Genomic DNA, 11,647 nt, shown 5'->3' with positions numbered 1-11,647 from the left:
CGATCACCTCGCGACGTCGACGGCGGCCAGCACGCGCTCGGCGATCTGCTGGGCCGACAGGCCGTGCTGCGCTTCGAGGTAGCTCTGGCTGCCGGCCTCGCCGCCGGGCATCCGGCCCACGGCGCAGCGCAGCAGCCGCGACTCCAGGCCGCGCTCGGCGATCGTCTCGGCCACGTAGGAGCCGAGGCCGCCGTCGCGGTAGTGCGCCTCGACGGTCGCGACCGCGGGGACGCCGTCCAGCAGCTCGGCGATGTCGTCGGCCGGCCCCGGGTTGAACGAGGACACGATGCCGACGCTGGCCTGCAGGCCCTGGTTCGCCAGGAGCTCGGCGGCCTCGACCGCGGCGTGCGCGATCGAGCCGATCGCCAGGATCGCGGCGTCGCCGCCCTCGCGCAGGACCTCGAGGCGGCCCAGCGCGAAGCGGCCGTCGAGGCCGGGGACGGCGTCGCCGCGCTTGCTGACGCGGAAGTAGATCGGGCCCGGATGGTCCCGCGTGGCCCGCACGGCGGCTCGCGCCTGCGCGGCGTCGGCGGCCGCGACGGTCGTGATCGACGGCTGGGTGCGCATGACCGCGTAGTCCTCGAGCGCGAAGTGCGTCACGCCGTTGTGGCCGTAGTCGAAGCCGCCGCCGACGCCGACGATGCGGACCGGCAGGTCGTGCAGCGCGGGGCCGTTGCGGATGAACTCGTACGGGCGCAGCGTCGCGAACGTCGCGATGGAGTAGGCGAACGGGATGTACCCCGCCTCGGCCAGGCCGGTCGCGACGCCGAGCATGTTCTGCTCGCCGACGCCGCAGTTGAGGAACCGCTCCGGGTGGCGCTTCTCGAAGTCCTCGAGCACCATGTAGCCGAGGTCACCGGTCAGCAGCATGACGCGCTCGTCCTCGGCGGCCAGCTCGACGAGCTCGGCGATGAAGTCGTTGCGCATCAGGCGGCCACCGCCTCGAGCTCGGCCATGGCCTGCTCGTACTGCTCGTCGGTCAGCGGGAGGTAGTGCCAGTCGATCACGGACTCCATGAACGAGACGCCGTGCCCGAAGGTGGTGGTCGCCACGATGACGCTCGGCTGGCCGGTCGCGCCGGCGGCGCGCTCCAGCGCGGCCGCGAGCTGCTCCTGGTCGTGACCGGGCGCGACCTGCGCGTCCCAGCCGAAGACGCGGAACTTCTCGTCCACGGCGCCGAGGTCGAGGACCTCGGGCGTGTAGTTCATGGCCTGCTGGCCGTTGAGGTCGACCAGGAGCGTGAGGTTGTCGAGCCGGTGGTGGGCGCTGAACATCGCGGCCTCCCAGATCGAGCCCTCGTTGAGCTCGGCGTCGCTCACGATCACGTAGATGCGACGGTCCGACCCCTGACGTTTGGCAGCGAGTGCCGCGCCGGCGCCGAGCGAGAGGCCCTGTCCGAGCGAGCCGGTGCCGAAGTCGATGCCGTCCAGGCCCGGCTCCGGGTGGACGCCGAGCTGGGTGCCGTCGTCGCAGTAGCTGGCGATCTGCTCGTCGTCGAGGCGGCCCTGCAGGTGCAGCGCGCCGTACAGCGCCAGCGCCGCGTGGCCCTTGGACAGGACCAAGCGGTCGCGATCGGCGCCCTCGCCCCGCATGGGGCCCGCGACGACGGCCGTCACGAGGTCCGCGATCGACAGCGCGGACCCGATGTGGCCCACGTGCGCGCGGTACGACTGCTCGATGACGATCCGCCTGATGGCATGCGCGAACGACGCGCGCTCTGGCAAGTCCATGGGGAAAGGACCTTAGCGATCCTGGGTGGCCCCGGGTCGGAACACTAGCTGCCGGGAGGCAAGGTACGTGAGCGCCGGAATCAGGGGCAGGAGGACGATCTGGGCGACGATCCGGTCGAGCCCCGCGCGGTGCACCAGCACCGACAGCAGCACGATGTTGATCCCGATGACGGTGCCCTGGAGGGCCAGCCAGCGGACCATGCCGCCGGCCGTCGGGTCGTCGGTGCGGAACGTGAAGCGGTGGTGCATGAAGTAGCCGATGCCGGCGCTGACGGCGAAGGCGACGAGCGCGGCGAGCACCAGGCCGACGCTCGCCCAGATCAGCGCGGCGTAGATCCCCAGGTAGATGAGCGTGCTCAACCCGCCCACGAGGCCGAAGCGGATCAACTCGGCCACGCGGTGGCGGAAGCTTGACATCAGGCCCAAGGCTAAAGCCTGCCCGGCGACGCAGTGCGTACGCTGTGCCGGATGTCCGAGACGATGACCAGCCGGCTGCTGAGCGAACGGACCCACCGGGGCTGCCCGGTGTGCGGATCGACCGACCAGTCGCACGTCTTCGCCACCGAGTCGCTGGACTTCGCGGCGCTCGGCGATCACGCCTTCGCTTCGCGCAAGCGTCCTGAGCGGATGCGCCTGCACCTCGTCGAGTGCCCGGTCTGCGACCTGGTCTACGCGAGCTCGGTGCCGTCGCCCGAGGCGCTCGCCAGCCTCTACGAGGCCGCCGCCTTCGGCAGCGCCGAGGAGGCCGGCTTCGCCGCGCGCACCTACGGCGAGGCCGTCGCCCCGCTGGCCGCGCGGCTGCCCGATCGCGTCGGCGCGCTGGACATCGGCACCGGGGAGGGCGCGTTCCTGGCCGAGCTGCTGCACCTCGGCTTCACCGAGGTCGCCGGCATCGAGCCGTCGACCGATCCGATCGCCGCGGCGCCCGACGCCATCCGCCCGCTGATCGAGCAGGGCGTCTTCCAGGCCGGGCTGCACCCGGTTGGGAGCCTGAGCCTGATCACGTGCTTCCAGACCATCGAGCACGTGCCGGACCCGGCCGCGATGGTGCGCGACGCCTACGACATGCTCAAGCCCGGCGGCATGGTCGTCATCGTCTGCCACGACCGCCGCTCGCGCGTCAACCGGACGCTGGGGCTGCGCTCGCCGATCATGGACGTCGAGCACATGCAGCTGTTCTCGCCCAAGAGCATCACCGAGCTGCTCAAGCGCGGCGGCCTGGCCGACGTGGGGCGCGACGTGATCCGCAACCGCTACCCGGCGCGCTACTGGGCCCAGCTGCTGCCGTTGCCCGGCAAGCTGCACGGCGCGTTCGAAGGCGCCCTGACCAAGTCCGGGCTGGGCGCGCGCCCGGTCTCGCTCAACGTCGGCAACCAGCTGGCGTGGGGCGTCAAGCCGGCCTGAGCGCCGGCGCCTCCGCTCAGACCGGGAAGGTCAGATCGCCGGCGATGTCGGCGAGCAGCGGCGCGGTCGCGTCGCGCTCGGAGACGTGGTGCTCGACCTCGGGCGGCCACGCGATGCCGACGGCCGGGTCGTCCCAGCGGAAGCCGCGCTCGACGGCCGGGTCGTAGTAGGACGACACCTTGTACATGACGTCCGCGACGTCGCTGAGCACGCAGAAGCCGTGCGCGAAGCCGACCGGCACGAAGAGCTGGTGGCCCTCGGCGTCGTCGAGCACGACGGCCTCCCACTCGCCGTAGGTCGGCGAGCCGCCGCGCAGGTCGACCACGACGTCCCAGATGCTGCCGCGGCCGCAGCGGATGAGCTTGGCCTGGCCGTCGCCGAGCGAGAAGTGCATGCCGCGCACGACGCCCTGGCCGGAGCGGCTGTGGTTGTCCTGGACGAACGCGACGTCGACGCCGTTCTCCGCCCACACGTCCTCGCGGAAGGCCTCGAGGAAGAACCCGCGGCTGTCGCCGTGGACGTCGGGGGCGAGGTGGACGATTCCGTCGAACTTGGTGGGGAGGCGGCGCATCGGCGGGAAGGGTAACGACGCTCAGCCCGCGAACGCGTCGAGCTGGGCGAGCGTCAGCGCGCGCGCGTCGGCGCCGTCGTGCGCGGCGCGGTGCCAGGCGACGGTGCGCTCCAGCGCCTCGGGCAGGTCCCAGCGCGGGGTCCACCGCAGCTGCGCGCGCGCCTTGGACGAGTCCAGCCGCAGGGTGTGGGCCTCGTGCGGGTGCGGGCCGGGGTCGGCCGCCCAGGCGGCGCCGTCGCCCCAGGCGCGGCACAGGCGCGCGACGATCCACTCGACGCTGCGGGCGTCGGCGTCGGGCGGGCCGAAGTTGAAGCCGCCGGCCAGGCGCGGGTCGTCGTGCAGGCGCTCGGCGAGCGTGAGGTAGCCGTCGAGGCAGTTGAGGACGTGCTGCCAGGGGCGGATCGCGTGCGGGTTGCGGACGTGCAGCGGGCGGCCGTCGGCGAAGGCGCGCATCGCGTCGGGCACGATCCGGTCCGGGGCCCAGTCGCCGCCGCCGATCACGTTGCCGGCGCGGGCGGTCGCGACGGGCAGGTCGTAGCTCGCGCGGTAGGCGGCCGCGACCAGCTCGGCGGCGCCCTTCGAGCTGGAGTAGGGGTCGTGGCCGCCGAGCGGCGCGTCCTCGGCGTAGGCCGTGCCGGGCGTCGAGTTGTCATAGCACTTGTCGCTGGTGACGACGAGCGCCGCACGCAGGTCCGGCGCGGCGCGCGCGGCCTCCAGGACGTGGACCGTCCCCATGACGTTGGTCGCGTACGTCGCGACCGGCTCGGCGTAGGAGCGGCGGACGAGCGGCTGGGCCGCGAGGTGGAGGAGGAGCTCGGGGCGCGCGGCGCGGGTCGCGGCGACGACCGCGTCGAGGTCGCGGACGTCGCCCTCGATCGAGATGATGTCCTTGTCGAGGTTCGCCTCGGCGTGCAGCGATCCGGGTTCGGCCGCGTGCGCGAAGCCGGTCACCTCCGCGCCGAGCCGCAGCAGCCACAGCGTCAGCCACGCGCCCTTGAAGCCCGTGTGGCCGGTGACCAGGACGCGCCGGCCCTGCCAGAACCCGCTCACGCCCACGTCTTCCACGGTGGCGCGCCGGTCGCCCACAGCGCCTCGAGCTGCTGGCGGTCGCGCAGCGTGTCCATCGCATGCCAGTAGCCGCGGTGGCGGTAGGCGCGCAGCTGGTCGTCGGCGGCGAGGCGCTCGATCGGCTCGCGCTCCCAGACCGTGGCGTCGTCGTCGATGTAGTCGATGGCCTTGGGCTCGAGGACGAAGAAGCCGCCGTTGATCCAGCCGCCGTCGCCGCGCGGCTTCTCGTGGAACGCCTTGACCGCGTCGCCGGGGCCGAACTCGATCGACCCGTAGCGGCCGGGCGGCTGGACGGTCGTGACGGTCGCCAGGCGGCCGTGCGCGCGGTGGTGGGCGATGAGCGCGGTGAGGTCGACGTCGGCGACGCCGTCGCCGTAGGTCAGGCAGAACGCCTCGTCCGGATCGAGGAAGCCCGCGGCGCGCTTGATCCGGCCGCCGGTCATCGTGGCGTCGCCGGTGTCGGTGAGCGTCACGCGCCACGGCTCGGCGCTGCTCGTGTGGACCTCCATCGCGTTGGCGGCGAGGTCGAACGTGACGTCGGCGGTGTGCAGGTGGTAGTTGGCGAAGTACTCCTTGATGACGTAGCCCTTGTAGCCGAGGCACACGACGAAGTCGTGGATGCCGTGCGAGGCGTACATCTTCATGATGTGCCACAGGATCGGCTTGCCGCCGATCTCGACCATCGGCTTGGGGCGGATCGACGTCTCCTCGGCCAGCCGCGTGCCGAGGCCGCCCGCGAGGATCACGGCCTTCATCGAGGCCGGACTGTATCTCTCCGTATCGTTGGGGCCCGTGGGGTCTTCTTCCCGGCACACGGAGCGCTCGACGCTGGCCGCGTGCATCGCGCAGGTCGTCGCGGTGCCGGCGGTCGACGTGCCGCTCGACGACGACGAGCGCCGCGCGTGGCTGGCCGAGCGCGGGCTGGGGCTCGTGCCGGTCGCCGACGTCGGCGACTTCGCGTGGCCGGGGTCGTGGATCGGGATCCGCCCGGCGCGGGACGGCGGCGGGCCGCGGGCCGTCGTCATGTTCGGCGTGCCGTCGGGCGTGATCTGGGATCCGGCGGGCACCGAGGACGCGTTGGTGGAGGGCTTCGTGGTCGCGCCGCTGGAGCTGGCGACCTGGCCGCCGGTGCCGGTCGCGGACGTCGCGGCCGGGGTGGTCGAGGCGCTGGCGATCGCGCCGTCGGCGACGGCGCCGGTCGAGGCGCTGACCGTCGCCTCCGCGGTCCCGGATCGCGGGTTGCGCGGGGATCGGTACTGGCACGGCGTCGGGACCTTCGCCTCGGGGCGGCCGGGGTCCGCGCTGACGCTGGTCGACGCCGACGTGCTCGACGAGCTGGCGGCCGCGCGCGGCGCGGTGGTCGATCACCGCCGCAACGTCGTGGTCCGCGGGACCGACCTGAACGCCTTGGTCGGACGCGCGTTCCTGTTGGGATCGGTGCGGTGCCGGGGCCGCCGGCTGTGCGAGCCCTGCGCCCACCTGGACCGGCTCAACGGCGGCGCTCTGCTGCGTCCCATGGTCCACCGCGGCGGCCTGCGCGCCGACATCCTCGAGGCCGGCGAGATCCGCGTCGGCGACGCGTTGACGCCATGCCCCGCCTGAAGCGCCGCCCACCCGAGCCGGCGCCGGAGCCTGAGGACGAGCCGGTCGTCGGGACGCCGGCGGCGGTGCCGTGGGCGCTGGGCGACCTGCTGCGCGACGGGCCGGCGCCGCTCGCCGACCGCCCTGGGTCTGAGGGCTTCTCGGTGACGCTCGTCCTCGGTCCCGGCACCGACACACCCCGCGCCGCCGGCATCCCGCCCGAGCTGCTCGGCGCCCTGCGCGCGGAAGGCATCACGCCGCACGTCGTGACGGCCGCCGAGCTGGAGGAGGACGCGCCGCCGGCCGCTGCCGCTGCGCCCGCCGCCGATCCGCTCGCGGCCGCCGACGTCGTCCTCGCCGCCGGGTGGCCCGCCGCGCCGGCGGTCCTCACCGCGCCGGGCCTCCGCGCGCGCGCCGTGCTCGCGACCGCGGAGCCCGCGCCGCTCGCCGAGCTGGGCTGGGCGAGCGGCGTCCCGGTCCTCGGCCCGGCCTGGCTCGGCGGCGGGCTGCCGGCCGGCGCCGACGCGGCGTACGTCCCGAAGCCCGTCCATCGGCGCGAGGACCTCGTCCTGGTCCACGGCGAGGAGCCGTTCGGCCTGCTGGCGGCGGCGGAGGTCGCCCAGCGGCGCGACGACCTCTCGTTCGCGGTCACCGGGGTCCGGCCGGACCTCGCGCTGCCGTTCCCGTTCCTCGGCGTCGACCCCGGTCCCGAGGCGCTCGCGCACGCGTTCGCGTCGGCCACGGTCGCGCTCGCGCCGGCCGTTCGCGGCTGGCGCCCCGCCGCGATCGCGATGCTCGCCTGCGGCCAGGCCGTCGTCGCGCCCGACGACGCCGCCTCCCGCGCCGCGCTGGGCGACGCCGCCTCGTTCGCTCGCGGCCCGCTCGCGGCCGCCGACGCCGTCGAGGCCTTCCTCGCCGACCCGGACTACGCGCTGCGCGCCGAGCGCGCCCGCGCCGGCTTCGCGCTCGTCCCGGGCGGCTGGTCGGCCACGGCGGCGGCGCTCGCCGCCGCGCTCCGCGCCCTCTGAGGCCTGAGTCACGCACGACCACGTGCGGAGTTGGCATCCTGTGCGGCGCATGTCCCGTCTCGATCGCCTGCGGGACCGGTGGCCGATCTCCCCGCGCGTGCACGCCTACGCCGCGTGGTCGGCGCTGGTGCTCTTCACGCTCATCATCATCTCCGGCGCCGCCGTCCGGCTGACCGGCTCCGGCCTGGGCTGCCCCGAGTGGCCGCGCTGCAACGGCACGTCGGTGACGCCGTCGAACGGGCACGCCTACATCGAGTTCTCCAACCGGATGATCACGACGCCGGTGTCGATCGCGGCGGTCCTGTGCCTCGCGTTCGCGCTCCTGCGCCGGCCCTACCGCCGCGACTTCACGGTCATGGGCGCCCTGCTCGCGGCGGGCGTCGCGGTCCAGGCCGTGCTCGGCGGGGTCACGGTGCTGACGGGCCTCAACCCCGTCACGGTGATGTCGCACTTCCTGCTGTCGATCGCGACGCTCGTCGTCGCGGTCACGCTCGTGTGGCGCGTCGTCCGCGAACGCCGCGAGCAGCCGCAGACGCCGTCGCACGACGCGCTGCTCGTCCGGATGACGCGCGCGCTGACCGTGGTCGGCGGCGCGGTCGTGGTGATCGGGACGGCCGTCACCGCCTCCGGCCCCTACGCCGGCGGCGAGGGCACCGACGACACCGTCTCGCGCCTCGGCATCTTCGGCGACGACACGTTCAAGACGGTGATCATGGTCCACGCGCGGATCGCCGCGGTCTTCGGCGTCTGCGCGGTCGCCCTCTGGATCTTCGCCCGCCTCCGCGGAGCCCGCGACCTCTACGCGCCCCTCACCGCCGTCTGCCTCGCGGTCGCGCTGACGGGCGCCGTCGGCACGCTGCAGTACCACATCCTCGACTACCCGGCCTGGACCGTCTGGCTCCACGTCGCGTCGGTCACGCTGACCTGGAACGCGCTGGTCTGGTCGTATCTGGCCGCTGGCCGGGCGGAGCGGGTGGCGGCGAGCGATGACGTGTCGCCGCGCGAGCCGGCGGCTCCGCGGGAGCCGGCGGCGGTGTCGTAGGGCGGGGTCGCGGGCGGGTCGCGCGGGCGGGTCGCGCGGGCGTTGGTTGGTCACCAGTACGGCGCGCGTGTGGTGCTGCGGGGCGTGGTTCGTTCCTCATCAAGGGCGTCAAGGCGTTTGGCGGCGCGACCGGGGTCGGTGTGGCTCGTCGTTGGTCGTGCTTCGGGGCGGGCGGTTCGGGGCCGAATGGTGCTCGATCGCGTCAAGTCCGCGACATACGCGGACTTCACGCGATCCATAGCGCCTGACCCGACGAGTCGGCCCCGAACTCGCCCCCCGCGCTGCCACGAGGACGAGCCACACCGACCGCGTGGAGCGCCGCCACCACACTCGCACGCCCTTGATGAGGGACGAACCCACGCGCCGCAGCCACGACAACGCGCCACACTGGTGACCAACCACGCCCGGCGCCCGGCCGTAGGCGCGAAGCCCCCTCACCCCACCGCTCGCTCCGCGGCCGTCGCCAGCAGCGCCACGACCGCCAGAACCAGCCCCACGGCGCCCGGTCTCACCACCCGGCCGACCCAGCGGCGTCGGCGACGCGACCATCCTCGGCCGCGACCGCGGCGGGTGGCCGTGCTGGCGTAGATCGGAAGCGACCGGTCCATGACCCTCCTCGCAGCCCATGCCACGCCGACCGGGCCGGCGGGTCAACGGCTGCGGCGCAAAGATCCCGCATGGTCCGGACGAATCCGTGAGGCCGCTGATCGTTCGGGGCCGATGCTCAGGCCGAGGTCTGGCCCAGGACGGTCGCGCGGGGCGGCGCGTCGGCGCCGGCGCCGCTCAGGACGAGGACCGCGACGTCGTCGCGCTGCTCGCCGAACTCCATGAGCGCCGCGTCGATCCCGCCCGCGATCGCGTCGGGCTCGACCGGGCCGATCGCGGCCAGCAGCGCCTCGAGGCGCTCTCCTCCGAAGCGCCCCTCCGCCCCGCGCGTGTCGGTCACGCCGTCGGTGTAGAGCACCAGCGAGTCGCCGACGCCCAGCTCCACGGTCGTCGGCGTCCAGCGCCCCTCCGGGAAGGCCCCCAACAACGTCCCGGACCGCCCGACCGGCCGCACGCTCCCGTCGACCGAGGACACCAACAACGGGGCCGGATGCCCGGCGCACACGATCTCCAACCCGACCTTGCCGTCGACCACGTCGCGGATGCCGACGCACACCGCCGTGCAGATCTGGCGCCGCTCCGGGTCGGCGCCGAGCGTCGCGTTGAGGCGCCGCAGCATCGCGGTCGGGTCATCCTCGTACTGCGCGACGGTCCGCATCGTGTAGCGCGCCAGCGACGTGATCGCCGCCGCGCCCGGCCCCTTGCCGGTCACGTCGCCCATCATGACCATCCACTTGCCGCGACCCTCGAACAGGTCATAGAAGTCGCCGCCGACCTCGGTCGCCGTCCCGGCCGCCCGGAACCGCGCGGCGATCGCCAGCCCCGGGATCACCGGCAGCCGCGGCGGCAGCAGCGAGCGCTGCAGCGTCGTGGCGATGTGGGTGCGTGCCGCGTGGATCCGCGCGTGCTCGACCGCGATCGCCGCGCGCCGCGCCAGCTCCTCGGCGACCTCCAGGTCGGCCGGGCCGAGCAGCCGCCCGCTCTCGGTCGTCGTCGCGAGCTGCATGGTCCCGATCACCCGCTCGCCGGCGACCAGCGGGACGATCAGCATCGAGCGCGTGGCGATCGCCTGCATCAGCTCGGCGTGCCGCGGCGCCTGCGCGTAGGCGGTCACGTCGGCCGGGAACACCTCGCTCCACACGACCGACCGCCCGGACCGCATGACCTCGGCCGGCCCGCGCGCGTCGGCGGGGTCGGGCGGGAAGTCGCGGCGCCACTCCTCCAGCAGCTCGACCTTCTCGAGCTCCCGGTGGGCGACCGCGACCTGGACGAGCGACCCGCGCTCGTCGGGCAGGTCGACGCGCGCCCAGTCGGCCAGCTCCGGGACGACCGCCCACGCGGCCTTGTCCAGCGTGGCGTCGACGTCCAGCGAGGAGCCCAGCAGCTTGGAGGCGTTGGACAGCAGCCGCTCGCGCATCTCCTGGCGCTTGACCGCGGTCATGTCCTCGCCGACCCAGACGACGAAGTCGACGGCGCCCGCGGCGTCGAACACCGGCGCCACGCGCGTGAGCAGCCAGCGGTCCCGCCCGGTCTCGCGGTCGATCGCGTGCTGCAGCCGCGGCGGCGGCGTCTCGCCCGCGAGCGCGCGGACGAACAGGTAGTCCTCCGGCGCGATCGGGTCGCCGCGCTCGTCGACGACCGACCACCGCGCCAGCAGCGCCGGGCCGCCGCCCGCCACCAGCGCCTCGGCGCTCTCCACGCCCGCGAACTCCGCCGCCGCCGAGTTGGCGAACCGCAGCTGCCCGTCGGCGCCGATCGCCGCGACCGCCTCGCCGAGGTTCTCGACGATCGCCGCCATGCGCTCCTCCGTGGTGCGCAGCCCGTCGAAGAGCGTGACGTTGTCGAGCGCCAGCGCGGCGCGCGCGCAGACGATGCGCGCGAGCGTCACCTCGTCGGGCGTGAACGGCTCGCGGCCGGCGCGGCGCACGAACGAGATCGTCCCGAACGTGGCGGCGCGCCCGATCAGCGGGACCGACAGCACGGACTGGTACTCGAAGTCCACCACGTGCGCGACGTGCTCGGCGCTGTCGGCGTACTGGTAGACCTCGTGCGGGAGGTCCTGGAGGAGCGTCGGCTCGCCGGTCCGGAGCGCGATCGCGACCGGATGCTCGCTGGCCGGGTCCAGCGGGTGCCGCTCGCGCAGCTGGCGCAGGTCGTCGGCGACGCGGTCGTCGACCGCCGCGGTCACCGCGCCGCGCAGCGTCCCGTCGGGCTGCAGCCGGTCGAAGATCGCGACGTCGCCCAGCGACGGGACGAACAGCCCCGTGATCCGCCCGAGCATCTCGTCGGGATCCAGCGGCGACTCGAGCAGGTCGGCGACGCGGGCCAGCAGCTCGAAGCGGTGGCGCGCCACGCGCTCGGCGTCGCGCTCGACCACCAGCGACCGGGCGGTGCGGGCCAGGACGCCCTGCGCCCGCACCAGCGCGAACGCGACCGCCGCGAGCAGCGTCACGGCGACGATCGTCAGCGTCGTGCCGCCGATCACCAGGTCGGCGACGACGGCCGCGAGCAGCAGGACGACGGCCAGCGCGAGCGCGCGGGAGCCCGCGCGCTCCGGAGGCGTGGGGGAAGCGCTCGCGGCCACAGCCGCGCAAGCCTATGCGCGCCGCGCCGGGAC

The 11,647-nt window shown here is 74.3% G+C and carries 11 protein-coding genes; 4 read left to right on the top strand and 7 right to left on the bottom strand.

Annotation, left to right across the window (positions count from 1 at the left end):
* Positions 1-3 precede the first annotated feature (3 nt).
* From DSM104299_RS26605 to DSM104299_RS26595, 3 genes are read right to left on the bottom strand one after another with little or no spacing between them, the layout of a single operon-like run.
* On the bottom strand, positions 4-927 hold the full coding sequence (locus tag DSM104299_RS26605) for a transketolase family protein (protein ID WP_272474696.1): 924 nt from the start codon (positions 925-927) through the stop codon (positions 4-6).
* Entirely contained in the window at positions 927-1,730 is an 804-nt protein-coding gene (locus tag DSM104299_RS26600) for a transketolase (protein WP_272474695.1), read from the bottom strand. Before DSM104299_RS26600 ends, DSM104299_RS26605 begins: the two co-directional genes overlap by 1 nt.
* 12 nt (positions 1,731-1,742) lie before the next feature.
* Positions 1,743-2,147, bottom strand: coding sequence for a GtrA family protein (locus DSM104299_RS26595; RefSeq protein ID WP_272474694.1), 405 nt, complete (start codon positions 2,145-2,147; stop codon positions 1,743-1,745).
* 51 nt (positions 2,148-2,198) lie between these two features.
* Between DSM104299_RS26595 and DSM104299_RS26590 the strand changes: the two genes are divergently transcribed.
* Entirely contained in the window at positions 2,199-3,134 is a 936-nt protein-coding gene (locus DSM104299_RS26590; RefSeq protein ID WP_272474693.1) for a class I SAM-dependent methyltransferase, read from the top strand.
* Positions 3,135-3,150: 16 nt separating this feature from the next.
* On the opposite strand, the gene rfbC is transcribed toward DSM104299_RS26590, so the two are convergent.
* The 3 genes from rfbC to rfbF are packed head-to-tail and all read right to left on the bottom strand — an operon-like array spanning position 3,151 to position 5,528.
* Complete coding sequence (rfbC, locus tag DSM104299_RS26585; RefSeq protein ID WP_272474692.1) at positions 3,151-3,705, bottom strand: dTDP-4-dehydrorhamnose 3,5-epimerase; 555 nt, start codon at positions 3,703-3,705, stop codon at positions 3,151-3,153.
* Between the two features lie 21 nt (positions 3,706-3,726).
* Positions 3,727-4,755 (bottom strand): CDP-glucose 4,6-dehydratase, encoded by a 1,029-nt coding sequence (rfbG, locus tag DSM104299_RS26580; protein WP_272474691.1) that lies wholly within the window; start codon positions 4,753-4,755, stop codon positions 3,727-3,729.
* A complete protein-coding gene (gene rfbF, locus DSM104299_RS26575) occupies positions 4,752-5,528 on the bottom strand; it encodes a glucose-1-phosphate cytidylyltransferase (protein WP_272474690.1) in 777 nt (258 codons plus the stop codon). Before rfbF ends, rfbG begins: the two co-directional genes overlap by 4 nt.
* 37 nt (positions 5,529-5,565) lie before the next feature.
* Between rfbF and DSM104299_RS26570 the strand changes: the two genes are divergently transcribed.
* The 3 genes from DSM104299_RS26570 to DSM104299_RS26560 are packed head-to-tail and all read left to right on the top strand — an operon-like array spanning position 5,566 to position 8,424.
* Positions 5,566-6,375 (top strand): MOSC domain-containing protein, encoded by an 810-nt coding sequence (locus DSM104299_RS26570; RefSeq protein ID WP_272474689.1) that lies wholly within the window; start codon positions 5,566-5,568, stop codon positions 6,373-6,375.
* A complete protein-coding gene (locus DSM104299_RS26565; protein WP_272474688.1) occupies positions 6,363-7,382 on the top strand; it encodes a glycosyltransferase family protein in 1,020 nt (339 codons plus the stop codon). The genes DSM104299_RS26570 and DSM104299_RS26565 overlap by 13 nt, the downstream gene beginning before the upstream one ends.
* Before the next feature lie 49 nt (positions 7,383-7,431).
* Entirely contained in the window at positions 7,432-8,424 is a 993-nt protein-coding gene (locus DSM104299_RS26560; protein ID WP_272474687.1) for a COX15/CtaA family protein, read from the top strand.
* Positions 8,425-9,148: 724 nt separating this feature from the next.
* On the opposite strand, the gene DSM104299_RS26555 is transcribed toward DSM104299_RS26560, so the two are convergent.
* Complete coding sequence (locus tag DSM104299_RS26555; protein ID WP_272474686.1) at positions 9,149-11,614, bottom strand: SpoIIE family protein phosphatase; 2,466 nt, start codon at positions 11,612-11,614, stop codon at positions 9,149-9,151.
* Between the last annotated feature and the right edge of the window lie 33 nt (positions 11,615-11,647).

Source organism: Baekduia alba (assembly GCF_028416635.1).
Taxonomy (GTDB): Bacteria; Actinomycetota; Thermoleophilia; order Solirubrobacterales; family Solirubrobacteraceae; genus Baekduia; species Baekduia alba.
This window is presented reverse-complemented; position numbering and strand designations above follow the sequence as displayed.